The organism is Vreelandella titanicae BH1, from assembly GCF_000336575.1.
Classification (GTDB): domain Bacteria; phylum Pseudomonadota; class Gammaproteobacteria; order Pseudomonadales; family Halomonadaceae; genus Vreelandella; species Vreelandella titanicae.
On sequence record NZ_AOPO01000001.1, the window covers coordinates 449,236 to 465,333 of the forward strand.

Here is a 16,098-nt window from a genome sequence, read left to right on the forward strand (position 1 = left end):
TGAGGCGCGATTAACCGTTAGGCAGCGTAATCTCTACCCTCCCCGAGTTTACCGCTGGGCGAGCGCTGCACAGCAGAATCTCCCCCTCTGGCGCGGATATGCCATCTGGGTAGGTAACCTCCCCCTGCACCAACGTGCAGGCGCACTCGCCACAGCTACCGCTGCGGCACCCATAGGCAGGTTGAAGCCCCGCTTTTTCAGCGGTTTCCAACAGGCTTTCACCCGGCTGCCAGTGGGCCACCGCGCTGGGGTTGGCAAAGCTGACTTCTACCGGTTGTTCGGCGGTGGGGGCTGTATATGTTTGCGCCAGCGCCGAGGGGCCAAACGCTTCTGTGTGTATCTGCGCGGGCATAAGTCCGAGCTCCAGCGCCTCCTGGTGGTAGCGCTCTACAAAGGCGGCGGGGCCGCATAGGTAGAGCTGTACTTCTGATAGCACCTGATCGGTAAACACCTGCCCCAGTGAAACCCGGCCTGCCATCCATCCATTGAGGGCAGTTGTAGTTCTGGTGACATGCCGCTGCAAACGCAGCCCTCGCGCCTCAAGGTCGAGTAGCTCTGCACCGAAAGGGGCTTCGGCCACATCGCGCACGCTCTGCACTAACGTTACCGGGCCACGGCCTGCCCCGGTCAATTCATGTGCCAGGCTCAATATGGGCGTAATACCGATACCGCCACCCAGCAGTACCCAGTGGGCACGCTCTGAGCCGCTAGCCTCTGCCGTGAATGACCCCATTGGCATACTCACAGCTAGTTCAGTACCCACCTGAAGCGCGCTGTGCACGTAGTGCGAGCCCTCACCATCGGCCTTAATACTGATGCGATAGCCGGCCTGCTGGCTGTCACCCGAAAGCGTATAGCTGCGTACCAGCGCCGTGCCATCCAGGCGCGGCACGTGTAACGTAATGAACTGGCCCGCGTTAAAGGGCGTCAGCGCCTTGTCTTGTCGGGCACTCTTCAAATAGAAAGAGCGGATCTCGGGTGTCTCCTGCACCACGGCGGCCACCTGAACACGCTGTTGAGAGGAAGGCGCAAGCACTTGCCAGGGCCCATGGGGCGCCGCCTCAACGGCCACTGCACTGGCATGGCTACGCCAGCGCAAGGCCCTTGGTCGCCAAACGATATGCCGTGGGGTTAGGCACCAGTAGCGTTCAGCGCCAGGATAACGCGCCCCAGCGGCCTCCTCGTCCACCAGCCGCGCTTCCCCGGTCAGATGCAGCACATTCCCGCTGGTGAAATCCGGTATCACCAGGGCCGCGCGTCCGCTGGCCAGCACGTTGCCCAAGGTGTTGAAGAATCGATTGCCTGCAAAATCAGGCAGAATCAGATCACTTCCCTGACGCCGAATGAACCCCGGTTGCCCTCCGCGATGAGAGGCATCCACCTGGGCGCCCTGGTCGGTATGCGCGTAACTACCCACGAAGGCGGTGATCGCCCGGTCGATATGTGCCAGCACCGGCTCTGGCAACTGGTCGAGGGTCGCGTCGCGCTTGCTTAGCACGGGGCCCGTCTGGGGCTGCACCGGCCTCATCGCCGACCAGTCGTGAATGTATTGGGGGCAATTACCGAAGGCGTGAGTCACTTCCAACTGCCATTGGCTTGCTGAGCCCCGCAATACACCGTTGACCCTGTTACGACGGCGCGTGTGCAGCTCAATGCCCAATAGGCCAATGCTGGTGCCGCTGTTAAGTAGCGGTGCAAGAGGGTCATCCACAGGCGGCGTTAATGCTAAATCGAGCCGTGACTCGTCCGGCGCATGAACAAACCCCGGCGCGCCCTCCAGCAGCGTGACCCAAGGCCAACCGTCATGATCCACCGCTGCTGCTGCCACAAAGGGCAACTGGGGAAAGAAGTGTTGCAGCTGCGGCGTTAGAAAGGGGCGCATCACCTTGCGGCCCACCTCCACCATCTGTTTTTCCACGCCGACCACGCGCTGCAAGGCAAGCTCGCCTTCATGCCATGGGCTGCTGGTGACGTCGTTATTCACCCTCGACTCCTCGCGAGCAGGTCGCCCGCACCGATTTGAAATGCTGCATCGGCTGGCCTAGCGCACCAGCCCCACCTTGGTCACCTTCATGGGTACAAACCCTTCCAGCGCCTCGATACGCTGCAGCCAGGTGCGGATATGCGGGTAGGGTTCCAGCGAGACATTCCCTTCAGGCGCATGGGCGATGTAGCTGTAGAGCGAAATCTCCGCCAGCGTGGCGTGCTCACCCGCCAGGAAGGGCTGATGCGCCAAGTGGGCATCGACAATCGCGAACAGCTCATGGGCATCGGCAATCAGCGGTTCAGGGTCGAAAGGGGCATTAAAGACCGTCACCAGCCTGGCCTTCATCGCGGAGTTCGCCAAAGGCCCTGCCGCCACGGACAGCCAGCGTTGCACTTGGGCTTGAATCAACGGGTCGTCCGGTAGCCAGCGACCAGCACCCTGCCCAGAACCATAGCGGCGTTCCAGATAGACCAGAATGGCATTGGAATCCGCCAGGATAACCCCTTGGTCATCGAGCACCGGCACCTGCGCGAAGGCGTTCAGGTTCAGGAAAGGCGACGCTTTGTGTTCGCCCGCGGCAAGATCGACATCGATAAAAGTGGCAGGCAAACCGAGCAGCGAAAGCATCAGCTCAATGCGATGGCAGTGGCCGGAAAGAGCGTGGCGGTAAACCTTGATAGCGTGTGGCATGTAATTATCTCCTTGAGTGAGCGCCTCGATAGATGAACGTCACAGGTGTTAAGCGACATCACCCATCCTGCGCCAAATCAAGGAGTGCAAGAATAGCGATACTGAACAATACAAAATTGCGCTGAATGAAATAATCAGCCGACCAACTGCGTTCGCAACCAGGGTGTTGCCAGTTCCAGGAAGGCCATAACGCTGGCAGGCGCCCGGATGCCAAGGGTATAGGTGAGCGCCAGAGGGTGTCCCGCAGGCCAAAGGGGTTCAGCAACGGGTTCAAGCAGCCCCTGCTCGCAGGCGCGACGCGCCTGCAGTTGGTAGCAACACACGACACCCGCACCTCCAATGGCAGCCCGCAGCGCAGCAGCACTGGTACTGATGGCAAGCCTGGGCTCAAAACGGAGCGGGTAGTCTTCAGCCAAGCGCCAGACAGGCGCTTGTCCTTCACTGGAGCAGTGAATAAGCGCATGACGGGCCAAGCCTTGCAGGCTACCGGGGCGCCCGGTCTTGTCCAAGTAACGGGGGCTAGCAAACAGACCAACGCGCAAATCACCCAGGGGCCTGGCATAAGCGGAGGCAGGCAGCGGCCCACGCATCAGACGTAGGTGCGCCGGTGCATCGCTTTCTATACGGATGGGATATTCATCAGCCAGCAGGCAGATCTTCAGCGCAGGATGCTGCTCTTGCAGCCGCAACACTAACGGCACCAGCAGTGGCTCCATCAACGCCTGGGGCGCCTGCAAACGTAGCGTGCCGTTGAGCTCGCGGTGCTCCTGGCGCGCACTGGTGTCGGCGTCGGAGACTGCGTGGATCAGCGTATCGGCGTAGGCGCGCAATCGCTCGCCCGCCGCCGTCAACGTGCTGCCTCTGGCAGAGGTAGTGACCAAAGCAACCCCCAGATGCTGCTCCTGAGCACGCAGCAGACGGTGGAGCTTCGCCGCCGACTGGCTGCACGCTTCAGCCGCGGCTTGCACGCTGCCGTGCCTGGCAACGGCGGAAAGCGCCTTTAAGGCCTCAAAGCGTAGCGGTGATTCAGGGGAGAGTGCCATGGTTAACTGCGGTAGGCGAGCGCCGGGTCGGCACGTAGCCGCTCGGCAAGAAAATCAACGAAGGTACGCACACTGGCGGCACGCCCACGGCCCGCTGTCACCCAGATATTGATGGGAATGGCCACTGGTTCGAAACGCGTTAACACGCGCCGTACTCGACCTTCGGCTTCACTGGCAGCCACCTGGTAAGACAGCAGCCGAGTAAGCCCGGCACCTGCCTCGACCGCCGTTAACGCCGCATGAATAGCGCTGATGCGCAGCCGTGGCGAGGGCGTTACTTCAATGCGTTTGCCCTCCTCCTCGAACCACCAGTGGCCGCTCAAGTTGCCGCCTTCGGCCACCACGGTAGGCAATGCTTCCAGTTCTTGCGGGTGCGTTGGCTCATTGTGCTCGGCCAGCCACGCGGGGCTTGCACAAACTACCTGCCGCACCTCACCGACTGGCACGGTCAAGTGCTGACAATCCTGGGGCACATGGCCGATGCGCACCGCCACATCGATGCCCTCCTCCTGCAGGTTGACCGGTCGATCGATCAGTTCAGCGCGCACCTGCACGTCAGGGTATTGCTCCAGATAATCGACGATCTGCGGGGTAACGAAGTACTCGCCGAACAGCACCGGCGCGGTCACCTGCAACAGGCCACGTGGGGTAAGGTAACTGCCGGTCGCAGCGGCCTCGGCCTCCACAAGCTGAGCAAGCACCTGCTGGGCATCCTCCAGATACCGGCGCCCCGCCTCCGTCACGCGCACCTGCCTTGTGGTGCGCTGTAACAAGGCAACGCCCAAGCGCGCCTCAAGCGCTGCCACCGCCCGGGTAACCCGAGGCGGCGACAGCGCAAGCTGCCGTGCGGCGTCCGCAAAGCTTTCCAGTTGCGCCACCGCTGCAAACACGCGCATCTCTTCGAATCTATCCAAGGCAGCTCCAGGAACAGGGTAAGCATCACTAACGGTATTCTATATACCCGCTAGGTTTATACCTACCAGGACTGTATACCCACCAGAGCTTTTTTATGCAGCTACGTCGCCGATGGTTTATTAGGCCTAGGCCTTTATTATCCGCCACTCGACAAACGATTTAATGCGTCTAGTTGTTCATCGTGCAAGCAAACTCAGTTGCTCGGACGCTGTTTGGTGGCATCCAATCCAGTTTTGCTCTCTGTGGTCAACTTGGTAATTTCTGCAGACTTAGCGATCGCACGATCAAAGACATCCTGCATGTTCGCCATCGCCTCTACCGATGTGCCTTCGAGGCCACCGTCTGCCGCCCACTCGAAATTCCAGACGCCAGAAAGGCCATCTTGACCCTGGACATCATGAGTCTCGATGGCCGTATAAACACTGGTGTGGCGCGTCATATAGGAGGCAGCTGCCGAAACTTCAGCAGGGACACTGCCTGACGAATTGTTGGCAAGCTGAGCGAGCTCATCGGCATTGATCGCCGACTTGCCCTGCTGCTTCAAATAATCCACTAGAACCTGACTGGATTTGGCAATATTCAACTGGTCGTCGAAGGATGAGGTGGAGGTTTTTTGAGTGGGGGCGTTTACGCTTGTAGGTGACACTGTAGTAGACATCGGATATCTCCCAAGCAGAGGTTTGGTTGGACAGCCTGTTTATTGTTGCTCGGTTTAATGTCATTCGTATGAATCATGTGGCATGGCAAACGATTGCAACCGAGTGATGGCTAAATCAGCTTGGCCGCCACCAGCATATCGGCGACCGCCTGAAAGGTACCATCAGGAACCGGATCGCCATTGCCAGCGCGTTTGGCGATGAGTTCGGCCAGCCTCGGGTCGGCGACTCTCGGGACTCGGCGAGGCGCAGCACTTGCCAACAAGCTAGCGGCCTGATCGGGTGAGGCCTTGCAGGTCACCAACGGCACTGGCGTTTCGCCGCGAATGTAGCGAATGCCGACCAGCCAACCGTCTGCGGTGCCGATCATCAGCGAGCTATACTGAACACCGATCTTGGCGTTCAGCTCATGCATTTCGCGCCGCTGTTTGCGGCGCGCCTGATTCATTGTCGGATCGCCTTCCTGATCCTTGCGCTCACGCTTCTGTTCGGTCTTTGTCATGCGCTGGTCGCGCTCGAATAGCCAGCGTTGGAGCAGCACATCGAAAGCACCAACCAGTAAGAAGGCAATCAGTGCAGTGATGACCAGCGGCTGGAGTAAGGCGAGAAAAGTACCTTGAACGCAGGGGTAGCCGCAGCGTGAGGACTCCATCAGCGACTGTAGGCCCAGGCGATAGACAATCACCAGCGCGACGGCCAATGCCACCATCTTGAACAGTGACTTAAGAAACTCGACCAGCCCGCGTACCGAAAAGATGCGCTTGACCCCCTGAACCGGATCAATATTCTCCGGCTTAGGCTGAACCGGTTCGGTGGAGAATACAAAACCCTGCAATACCACAATGTTGGTCAGCACGATCACCAACAGCGTTAGGCCGACCAGCGGCAGCACCGACAGCAGCAGTACTTCGCCTGCCTGGGTCATCAACTGTGGCCACAGCGTATCGAACGGCTCGGTATAGAGTCGCGCGGTTGAGTCGATCAACCCCTGCACGCGGGCAATGATGTCATTCACGCTGATAGCGATATAAAGCGTGCAGGCCAACATCACCATCGCGGTGACCAGGTCAGCACTCTTGGCGACCTGGCCTTTCTTGCGCGCATCGCGAAGTTTTTTCGACGATGGCGGCAGCGATTTCTCTTCAGAGGGCTGTTGGCTCATGGCGCTGCTGTGACCCTATGAACCTATGAACCTACTGTCGAGCCTTTATCCATTTGCGTATCGAGATTGTTGCCATCACCTGCGTAATCTTCGTGCTCGAAATCGTCCCAGGTCGAGTCAGGTAGATGCCCTTCCTCTACGTAGAACTCATACTCGTTGCTACGGTAGTCGAAAATGCTCTCGTCGTCCGGCGCATCGCGCTGGCCGTAGCTACGGACGTACGCTTCGAGAAACTCATAACGGGTCAGGCCATCTTCGGTTAGTAGGCCATCCTCATCGAGCGACGTGAAGAGTTCCTTGAGGTCAGCCTTATGACCCTCCAGCGCGTTGGTGCGCTTGATGTCCTCGACAATAGTGAACGGCAGCGTCGCCACCGTCAGACCGGCGGATATCCAGAACAGCGGCCCGGTGACGGCACGGGCGACGGCAAGGCCCTTGAGCGCCGCCAGCGATGACGCTCCACCGGCAAGACCGAAGGCACCCGCCGCGACGGTAACGGCGCCCTGAGCGATGGTAGCGCCCTCACCACTGTCCACGCCGCGCTTGATCATCAGTCCGCCGAGGGCGATGTCCATCGCACCGGTTGCAGAGTTGGCAGCACCATCGAGCACGCGAAGAAATGAGCTGACACTGCGTGTCGTAGTCGTTGCCTTTGGCAACTCGGGGTTGGGAGTGAAGCCTTTGTCGACACCTTTGACTACCGCTTCTGCTTCCTCGGGCGTGAGATTCAGTATCTTGTTGAGTTTGCCCTGATCATCGACGGACGCCGAATCGACGATGCTCTGGAAATTCTCGCTCAAGCGCAGAAAGCGATCCGGTTCCTTACCGCCCGGGGTTGGCTTGTCGGTGCTCCAGATGCCGTCCAGAGTCTTGTCCAGCCCCAGCATCTCGTTGGCCTTCGTGCCGAAGAGAGTGTCACTGATATTGCTGCCGAGATTGACGTAATGCTGGCTCGCGCCAAGAAAGCTGACCAGCTCTTTGGTAATGGCGATTCCAGCTTCCGCCTCGTCGGCGACACGGCCACCTGCAAGCTGGTAGACGCCGGAAGTGAGTGAAATCAGACCGCCAACGGTACCCAGCGCGCCATTGCCGTTGAGGTGAGAGATCAGCGACATCATGCCGCCGTTGGTCTTCTCGTTGAGCGCCGTATAGGCATCCTTGCTCAGCGTCTTCTTAATATCCGCCTCGGTGAGGCTGCCATTTTTCTCGAACTTGTTGCCGAGTTCCTGCAGTGCCTTGCCGAAAGTCTTCGCCGACTGCTCATTGTTCATGAACTCATGCACGAACTTATCAATGCTTTCGACGGTACGTCTCGGGAGATCGATACCTGCACGCTTGAGCGCCGTCAGCACCGTTTTGACCACGTCCTGGGTGCCAGCGGCCAAGTTAGCATCGTTGATGTTGTCGGGATTGGCGATCAGATCGTCGAGATCGGTGATCATTGAGTCGAGCTGCAGGCTCTGGGCGAACTCGGCTGCCTTGTCACTCTCTTCCGTTGCCGGGAACAGCGCCGAAAGTGCATTGTAGGTTCGCGAGATATCCTGCTCGGCGAGTTCCCCCTGGCCGCTCTCGCGCAGGTCGTTGATGTAGTTGATGTACTCCTCGCTGAAGGCGGTCTCCTCCAGTTGCGAAGCGATCGCGTCCTTGTTGGCGACTTTGTCGATCGCGTCTGCCTGGGTCGCCTGATAATCCTCCTGCACCGCCTCGGAGGCGAATAGCTCGCCGAGGCTTTCATCGAGCTTCTCACCGTCGATGATGGATGAGAGATCCTCGCCGGTGACGTTGTCAAGACTCAAGCCTTCCGACATATCGAGACCGACCAGATCCAGGCCGTTTTCAAGCGCGCCCTGGGCTCGCAGCGCACGGTAGAACTGGGCGCGCTCATCGTTTTTATCGATACTGCCGTCCTCTATCCCCGTCTTCCACTCTTCGATCAGGTTCTGCCAGGTCAGCTCGCTGACGGTCAGCTTGCGTGAGCTGTCGTCCGGATCTGTCTCGCTGGTTTCCATTGACTGAATATCGACATCGCTGAAGGCCGGTAGATCATGATCGCGCCGGGCTGTGTCCAGCTCCGCATTGTCGGCGAGGCGCTGGGTGTTGGTCTCCCCACCGTGCCTCGACCAATAACCGTCGAAGATATTCTGAACCGCCTTGCCGTCGTCTCCGGCAGCGTGCCTGATCCGCTCGCGCAGGTCATCGTTAACCTGGGCAGTGGCGTCCTCGAGGGAGGCACCGTCGCTCATCTTGCTGTCGATCAGGTTCTGATAGAGCTGCGACAACGTTTCGGAGCTTTCGATATGCAGAATCTGGCGCGACCCCGTCAGCGTGCTGCCCGCCAAGCCAGAGGCCAGTGCGTTGAGGTTATCCTCATAACTCGGGTTATCCGTCACGGTGGTGTCGGCGAGAAAGTCGTCGTAGGCCTCGAAGCCAGCGGAGGTGGCAGCATCCTTGCCACCATGACGCTCCCAATAACCATTGAGCACATCGAGCCCGTCCTTGCTGTCCTTATCAGCATCGGTCAGCGCGTTGCCGGTACGGTCAAAGAGGGCATCCTTGGCTTCGTCGATGGCTGCCTGTAGATCCGGCGCCTCGCCCCGCTCACGCTGTTGGTTAAGCTGGTACTCCACCAGTTGGCTGAACTGATCGCTGGCGTCTCCTGTCAGCGGTCGCACCTTGCGGTTGTCGATGTCGATGCCTTCAGCCATATCGCTGGCAAGCGAATCCAGGGTATCGTCGTAGGCGATGTCACCTTCGTCGCGATTGGTCAGGTAAGTCTCTTCGGCCAGCGCTTTGGTATCCTCTTCACCACCGTGACGTTTGAAGTAGCCATCGAAGACGTTGACCACACTCTTACCGCCAGCGTTTTCGAGACGGTCACGCAGCTCATCATTGACCTCGCTCAGCGCTTCCTCAGTAGTGGCACCTTCATCCAGTTTGCTCTTGATCAGATTCTTATAGAGCTGGGACAGTGTATCGGAGGAGTCCAGATGTAGTATCTTGCGTTGATCGGTCAGCGTGCCGCCAGCCAACCCGGAAGCGAGAGCGTTGAGGTTATCTTCGTAGCTAGGTTTGTCGGTCAGCGTGGTATCGGCCAGAAAGTCATCATAGGCGTCATAGCCCGCGTTGATCGCAGCCTCTTCACCACCATGGCGCTTCCAGTAACCCTCGAAGACATCGAGGCCCTTGTCGGCGTTTCGATCTGCGTTGTCCAGGGCATGCCCGATGCGGTCAAACAGCGCGTCCTTGGCGCTGTCGATCGCCTTGGACAGATCAGCGCTTTTGCCATCGGCGCGCTGCGCATTGAGCTCGGCGGTGACCAGCGCCTCGAACTTATCCGCAGCGTCTCCCTTCAGGGCGGACACCTTGCGGTTGTCGATATCGATGCCATCCGCCATATCCACTGCCAGTGAATTCAGCGTGTCCTCATAATCCTGGCTGCCCGGCATCAACGGCGTTTTGCCCGCTTCCACAGTATCTTTGCCCGCTTCCGCCTTTTTTGCCAGGTCGAGGACAAAGCCAAAATTTCCAAAGGCGCTGGTCAACGGTGTTGCTTTGGGGTTGGTTTTTGGATCGACACGCATCGAATACTCCTCCACGGTTAGCGCAAGCTGATGGGGCAGGCAACGAGAAGCCCAATTTCACTGACGGAAAACCAGTCTGAAGAGACTGCGTGACACTCTAATGGCAACTTTGTGATGCTGCTTTGATACCCTCTTTTCAAAGTACCCCGCGTCCCCTGTTGTTACCGCGTTCCCACCATAGCGCCCAATATGGCTTCCAGGCGTTCCATATAGAGATTGGCGGCATCGAGGTGCTCCAGCATAAAGGGGATCAGAAAAATGACGTAGACCAGCATCAAGAATGCAAACAACAGGTTCTTGATAGGGAGTGACAGGTCAAAGACGTGTAGGTTGGGCGCCATACGCGCGAGGTAGGCGAGCATCAAATCTGCGACCAGAAGCGCGATGACCAGCGGCGCTATCATCAACACACCAATCTGCATCACCTGGTCGAGCAGGCCAAGTAGCGCCATCGCCGATGCTTTGGTCATGAGTGGCGTGAAATTCACCGCCGGCCACAACGAGTAGCTGCGATAAAAGCCATCAAGTAGCAGCATGAAGCCGCCGGTAATGAAGAACAGCGCTAGCAAAGTCACGGTCAGCAACGTTGCGGTAACGCCGGATTCAGTCGAGCCCATGGGATCGAGTATCTGCGCCATGGTTGAGCCGCGCTGTAAGTCGATCAGTTCGCCAGCCACTTCCGCGGCCCAGAACGGAACACCAAAGACAAGCCCGATGACAACGCCAATCAGCAACTCCTTGATGACCATGCCGGTAAGGGTGAAGCTTGATAGCTGTTCAGCATTCACCATGGCATCGAATAACGGCACCATCAGCGGAATCGAGATCGTCACCGCCACTGCCGAGCGGATCATGCCGGTCAGCCCCAGGCGATTAAACGCTGGCGTGACCAGCACCATGCCTAGCGCCCGTGCCACGCCGACCGCTGCCGCCGCGATCATTGGATAGGCGAAATCGGTCAGGAAGCGGGCGAAGTCGTCGTAGTGCATAAGCGACGCCGGCCCGGCTCAACGAGACCAGGCTGGAAAGTTGTTCAACACCTGATCGGTGATGTTGACGACGGGCCCGGCCAGTAGCGGCCCGGCGATGATCAGCACCAGCAGTACGGCAACCAGCTTGACGGCTTGCGGCAGTGTCTGATCCTGAATCTGTGTCAACGCCTGCAGTAGACCGACCCCGAACCCGACCATAATCGCCACCAGTAGCGCCGGCGCCGATACCAGCAGTGCCGTCCACAGCGCGTTCTGCATCAGTGAGAGAAAGATATCGTCGTTCATCTCAGCCTCCACCATAGCTAAGAATCAAGCCGTGCATTAGCCGTGACCAGCCGTCCACGGCAACGAACAGAAATATCTTGAGTGGAGTTGATATTAACGTGGGTGAGACCATCATCATGCCCATTGCCATCAGCACATTGGAGACGATCAAGTCGATCACCAGAAACGGGATATAGAGCAAAAAACCGATCTCGAAAGCACGGGTCAACTCCGAGCTCACGAAGGCAGGAATAAGCACCACTAAGTCGTCGTCCTGAAGGTCGCTTCGGGCTTCCTCCGACCATAGCGTACGGGTCGCATCAATGAAAAAAGCCCGCTCGCGTTCACTGGCATAGCGAGAAAGGTAATCCTGCAAGGGCCCACGCAGCGCCTCGCCGGTTTGCTTGATCTCCTCGACGCTGCCCATCCCTGCGGGTCGCTGCTCTAACTGATGAACCATATCGCCAACCAGTGGCGTGGTGATGTAGACCGTTAGAATCAAGGCAATGCCGTAGAGCACCAGGTTAGGCGGCGTCTGCTGCACGCCGAGCGCGTTACGGATCAAAAACAGCACCACGGCGATTTTAAGAAAGCCCGTCATGGTCACCACCGCCAATGGCACCAGGCCGATGGTCGCAACGACGATGATGATGGCGATCAAATTGGGCTGAAATTCACTCATCTCCGGCGTGCCCTTCATCGAGCGCGAGCCTCTCGATCTGTACCCCGACACCGTCGCCGATCATCACTAGGCGGCCATGCCCCATGCAGCGGCCGTTGACGATTAGGTCGACCGCCTGCTCAGGTCGGCGCTGCATAGGCAACACGCTGCCTTCGCCCAACGCGCGCAGCTCGCCGAGCGACATCTCCAGTTTGCCCATTTCGCAGGTCAGGCGGACGGGCAGATCATCCAGGTTTGGGTTATCCACGGGGGGTTCGCTCATGAGGTTCTCGAATGGTGGGTTCGACGCTTGGGAAGAGGTAAGAGAGGTCAGCGGGCCTTTAAGGCACACGCTATCGGCGCTTAAGCTGACGCCGACGCTAAACCGGTCGCCAACGTTCAACGTTGCGCCATTGGGATCGTCGCTAGTGGCGAATGACTCGAGCATAACCACATCGCCCGGGCGAAGGCTGCGCCACTCCCCCAGGGTCAATGTTTGGGCACCGGCCGTTAGGTTAAGCATCACCATTACGCCGCTCGCCATCACAAGCTGCGTGGGGAAATAGCGATCAAATAGGGGGAGCAACTGTTTAGCAGTCGACGTCGTGAGCCCCACACGCAGCGGGTGAACTTCGCCGTCGAGCTCGAAGGCCAGGGTGATGTGGATCGGGTTTGCCGGTCGTCCTTGTGGATGGGCGGGCTGTACACGGATGTCGACACCCAGGGTCGCCTCCAGCGGTTCAAGCCACGCCAACCACACCGCCTCCAGCCACATCGCGGCCAACTCCGCATCGACATCCTCCATAGAACGTCTGCGATCAGGGTGCTCACTGAGATGGTCGAATGTGCGCCAACTGGCGCTCAAGGTCAGCTGCTCGTTGCCGAGGCATACCGCAACGGTCATCTCAGCGGTGACATCCGTCGCTTCCGGCATCAGGTACAAGCTGGCAGAACGCCCATGCCAGCCGAAAGTCAGCGGCTGACGAGACCGATGCAGTGCGTTATGCAGGGTTAGCGTTTCGGCATCATAGTGCGTCAGGGTTAGCGGCACTGGCGTCACTTCCGCGCGAACGGTTGAGCTGAAGGCAGTCATACTTCACCTGCCCGGCCGATCCGGCTCTCTTCCATTTCCAGTTCGGCTAGGCGCTCGGCCTCGATTGCCTGCGCCTGCCCCTGATACGTCTGGAGTTGTTCCAGCGCACGTTGGGCGCGTAACCGGTGCGCCCATTCAGTAGCGCGGGATTCGCGCTCTCGCTCAGCGGCCCGCAGGGTCTGGATGCTGCTTGCCTGCTGCTCAAGCAATGCCTCCTGGTGGGCGGCATCGTCGGCAAGTGTTTGCTGCCAACCGGCCAGATCCTCGGCGTTCAGCGGTCGTTGTTCACCCTGTTCGAACAGAGCCTGCTCACGCTGAACTGCTTGGTGTTGGTGCTGCTCCAGGGCCTGCCCGAGCGTCTGGCAGTGGGCCTCGAACTCCCGACAGTTGCGCTGCTCTGCCGCCAGGGCTTCCTCGGCGAGACGCGTACGCTGGCACCGAAGCTGCATCAGCCGGTCAAGCTGACGTTGCGACGTCATTGGACGACCTCCCTTAACTGTTTCAAGGTGTCTTCAAACGCGCTGTGGTCGTCGCGGGATTGGCGTAGGAACGCCTCGATCTCAGCACGCTTATGAATCGCCTCATCCGTGGCGGCGTCGCTACCTTCCCGGTACTCGCCCACTTGCAGTAGCAGCTCGACATCGCGATAAAGCGCCATCAACTCACGCATTTTGCCGGCATCACGGCGATGCTCGGCGTTGGCAACGTTTTCCATCAAGCGGCTGCGGCTGGCGAGGATATCAATGGCTGGAAAGTGGTCACGGCGGGCGAGATCGGCGCTCAGAACGATGTGACCGTCAAGAATGGCCCGGGCCTCCTCGGCCACCGGATCAAGCATGCCATCGCCCTCGGTCAATACCGTATAGATTGCCGTAATGGTGCCTCCCGACGCGCCACCGGGCCCGGCGCGCTCGAGTAAACGGGGCAGCGCCGCAAACAGTGAAGGCGGGTAACCACGACGCGTCGGCGGTTCACCGGCAGCCAGTCCGATCTCGCGCTGGGCGCGGGCGAAGCGGGTAAGACTGTCGACCAACAACAGCACATCGCGCCCCTGATCACGGAAATATTCCGCCACGCTGGTCGCCACCATGGCGGCGCGGGCGCGCTCGATCGCTGGTCGATCAGAAGTGGACACGACGCATACCGTGCGTTGGCGCGCGTCGGCACCCAACTGCACATCAAGCAACTCGCGGACTTCCCGGCCGCGCTCGCCCACCAGCCCCAGTACCACGATCTCTGCACTACTGCCACGGACGATGGCCGAAAGTAGTGATGACTTACCGACGCCGGCTTCGCCAAACAGTCCGACGCGCTGGCCGCGGGCAACGGTATTGAGGCCATCGATAGCACGCACCCCGAGTGCCAGCGGTTGCTCAATCAACTGGCGGGACAGCGGCGCGGGGGGCTCGGCATGGACGGGGTAATGGCGCAGCGAGCCGGGCGCTGGTGCAGCGCGACCATCAAGCCAGTCGCCGAGCGGGCTGATGACGCGACCGAGCAGGGCATCACCCACGGCCACACCCTGGGCACTGCCAGTGGCAATTACTTCACTGCGGGTCGACAACCCCTGGAGCTCGCCAATCGGCGAGAGCACGACATTCTCCTCTTCGAAGCCGATCACCTCCGCGGCGACACGGCGACCGCTGACGGGATCACGCAGGTAGCAAAGCTCGCCAATGCCAGCGCCTTCGAGGCTAGCGTAAACCAACAAACCGCGAATGCGGCGTACCCGACCATTGACGGGGCGAGTTTGGGCTAGGGCAAAACGTTCGCCAAGCCGCGGCAGCAGATCCCCGAACGCATTCGCGCTCATGCACCCTCCCAATCATCCCGAAAGGCCCGTCGCAGTGCCTCGAGCTGCGATTCCAGACCGATGTCCATAACCGCGATGGGGCTCACCAGCAAACACTGGGTTAGCGCCAGTTGCGCGTCGGCCTCGACCTGATAGTCGGCCGTCGCAGGCGGATATGCGGCGAGAGACTCGGCGATTCGCGCCTCTAGCGGCGGTGCAACACGAATACGGAGAAGGTGTTCATGGCGCCACTCGCTCAGGGCATGGCGTACGCAGCGAGTGATGAGTTCTACATCGTCGAACTCGCCGAGAATACGCCGTACCAGAGTCAGCGACAGTTCGGCCAGCTCGGGGCCGAGCCCGTCGAGATAACGTTTGACGTCACGCTGGGTGCTGGCCAGTAGCTCAGCGGCGCGGGCTTCACCATCGCGGCGACCGGCTTCAAAGCCTTCGGCATGGCCCTCTTCGCGGGCACGAAGAATGAGGGCCTCTTGATCATCGGCTCGCTGACGCGCCCGCTCGAGAAAAGCGTAGCCATCGACCCAAGCGTTGGCCTCCTCTGCGCGCAAGATGATCTTCCCAGGGCGGGGTGGCAGTGAATTCATATCCCTGCTCGCTCTTCATCGTCGACTTGGAAGAGGCCGTGTGTAGCGGCCAAGCGGGCAATATCAACAGCAGCGGTATCTGCTGCGATCGTTTCAGGCTCCTCAAACTGGCCAGCCCACCCCAGCCGTAGCCAGGCACGCAGCTCCATCGTTTGCGCTTGCCACCAACGCTCCAGGCAGCGTCGGCCATCATGTTCGACGGCGGCCTCCAGCGCATTGAGATCGTCCTCAGCGCAGAACTCGGCGCTGCCGCGATCACGGTAGGTAAGCGCCAGGGAATAGAGCTCGGCGCCGAAACGCTGTTTGAGTGCCGCAACTCGCGGTGCATGAATTTCGCGTACAAAGGCATTGGCGTGAATGATCACCCCAGCGGCACGGGCACAGGCGGTAAAATCATCGCTGTCCAACTGACATAGCGCCTGGTCGGCGGCATCCGTTAGCTGCTGCTCCGCGATAGAGGCAAGTTGGTGACGGCGCTGCAGGCGGGCAAGCAGGCGCTGGCGAAAGCGCGGCTGAGTGCACCAACGGCGCAGCATCGCGTCGGCGGCAATGCCGTCCAGGCAGTCAACCCAGTGGTCGAGAGCAACCCGTACCGGTGGTTCGATATCAGAGCCTGGTGCGGTCGATTCGCTAGCGCGTTGAGAGGCACTATTCATG

At 59.7% G+C, this 16,098-nt stretch carries 15 protein-coding genes; all 15 read right to left on the reverse strand.

Annotated elements, in window-relative coordinates; translation table 11 throughout:
• Nucleotides 1–10: 10 nt before the first annotated feature.
• The gene (locus HALTITAN_RS01865; protein WP_009286082.1) at nucleotides 11–1,984 is read right to left on the reverse strand and encodes a 2Fe-2S iron-sulfur cluster-binding protein; all 1,974 of its coding nucleotides are present in this window, start codon (nucleotides 1,982–1,984) and stop codon (nucleotides 11–13) included.
• A gap of 57 nt (nucleotides 1,985–2,041) precedes the next feature.
• Nucleotides 2,042–2,677, reverse strand: a complete 636-nt coding sequence (locus HALTITAN_RS01870; protein ID WP_027958369.1) for a glutathione S-transferase family protein — start codon at nucleotides 2,675–2,677, stop codon at nucleotides 2,042–2,044.
• A gap of 134 nt (nucleotides 2,678–2,811) precedes the next feature.
• A complete protein-coding gene (locus tag HALTITAN_RS01875; protein WP_009286083.1) occupies nucleotides 2,812–3,720 on the reverse strand; it encodes a LysR family transcriptional regulator in 909 nt (302 codons plus the stop codon).
• Between the two features lie 2 nt (nucleotides 3,721–3,722).
• Complete coding sequence (locus tag HALTITAN_RS01880; protein WP_009286084.1) at nucleotides 3,723–4,634, reverse strand: LysR family transcriptional regulator; 912 nt, start codon at nucleotides 4,632–4,634, stop codon at nucleotides 3,723–3,725.
• A 194-nt stretch (nucleotides 4,635–4,828) separates the two neighbouring features.
• Nucleotides 4,829–5,293 (reverse strand): hypothetical protein, encoded by a 465-nt coding sequence (locus HALTITAN_RS01885; RefSeq protein ID WP_027958370.1) that lies wholly within the window; start codon nucleotides 5,291–5,293, stop codon nucleotides 4,829–4,831.
• Nucleotides 5,294–5,403: 110 nt separating this feature from the next.
• Nucleotides 5,404–6,453 (reverse strand): EscU/YscU/HrcU family type III secretion system export apparatus switch protein, encoded by a 1,050-nt coding sequence (locus tag HALTITAN_RS01890; protein WP_009286085.1) that lies wholly within the window; start codon nucleotides 6,451–6,453, stop codon nucleotides 5,404–5,406.
• Between the two features lie 23 nt (nucleotides 6,454–6,476).
• Nucleotides 6,477–10,034 carry a hypothetical protein gene (locus tag HALTITAN_RS01895; RefSeq protein ID WP_039857491.1) on the reverse strand — a complete coding sequence of 1,186 codons (3,558 nt, stop codon included), beginning with the start codon at nucleotides 10,032–10,034 and terminating at the stop codon, nucleotides 6,477–6,479.
• A 161-nt stretch (nucleotides 10,035–10,195) separates the two neighbouring features.
• Nucleotides 10,196–11,023, reverse strand: a complete 828-nt coding sequence (sctT, locus tag HALTITAN_RS01900; protein ID WP_009286087.1) for a type III secretion system export apparatus subunit SctT — start codon at nucleotides 11,021–11,023, stop codon at nucleotides 10,196–10,198.
• Nucleotides 11,024–11,041: 18 nt separating this feature from the next.
• The gene (locus HALTITAN_RS01905) at nucleotides 11,042–11,311 is read right to left on the reverse strand and encodes an EscS/YscS/HrcS family type III secretion system export apparatus protein (protein ID WP_027958373.1); all 270 of its coding nucleotides are present in this window, start codon (nucleotides 11,309–11,311) and stop codon (nucleotides 11,042–11,044) included.
• A 1-nt stretch (nucleotide 11,312) separates the two neighbouring features.
• Nucleotides 11,313–11,972 carry a type III secretion system export apparatus subunit SctR gene (sctR, locus tag HALTITAN_RS01910; RefSeq protein WP_039857492.1) on the reverse strand — a complete coding sequence of 220 codons (660 nt, stop codon included), beginning with the start codon at nucleotides 11,970–11,972 and terminating at the stop codon, nucleotides 11,313–11,315.
• On the reverse strand, nucleotides 11,965–13,044 hold the full coding sequence (gene sctQ / locus HALTITAN_RS01915; protein ID WP_039857493.1) for a type III secretion system cytoplasmic ring protein SctQ: 1,080 nt from the start codon (nucleotides 13,042–13,044) through the stop codon (nucleotides 11,965–11,967). The genes sctR and sctQ overlap by 8 nt, the downstream gene beginning before the upstream one ends.
• Nucleotides 13,041–13,523, reverse strand: a complete 483-nt coding sequence (locus tag HALTITAN_RS01920) for a hypothetical protein (RefSeq protein WP_039857494.1) — start codon at nucleotides 13,521–13,523, stop codon at nucleotides 13,041–13,043. The genes sctQ and HALTITAN_RS01920 overlap by 4 nt, the downstream gene beginning before the upstream one ends.
• Complete coding sequence (locus HALTITAN_RS01925) at nucleotides 13,520–14,857, reverse strand: FliI/YscN family ATPase (protein WP_039857495.1); 1,338 nt, start codon at nucleotides 14,855–14,857, stop codon at nucleotides 13,520–13,522. The genes HALTITAN_RS01920 and HALTITAN_RS01925 overlap by 4 nt, the downstream gene beginning before the upstream one ends.
• Nucleotides 14,854–15,441: a FliH/SctL family protein gene (locus HALTITAN_RS01930; RefSeq protein ID WP_009286089.1), complete on the reverse strand. Its 588-nt coding sequence runs from the start codon at nucleotides 15,439–15,441 to the stop codon at nucleotides 14,854–14,856. The genes HALTITAN_RS01925 and HALTITAN_RS01930 overlap by 4 nt, the downstream gene beginning before the upstream one ends.
• Nucleotides 15,438–16,097 carry a hypothetical protein gene (locus tag HALTITAN_RS01935; RefSeq protein ID WP_009286090.1) on the reverse strand — a complete coding sequence of 220 codons (660 nt, stop codon included), beginning with the start codon at nucleotides 16,095–16,097 and terminating at the stop codon, nucleotides 15,438–15,440. Before HALTITAN_RS01935 ends, HALTITAN_RS01930 begins: the two co-directional genes overlap by 4 nt.
• Nucleotide 16,098 lies beyond the last annotated feature (1 nt).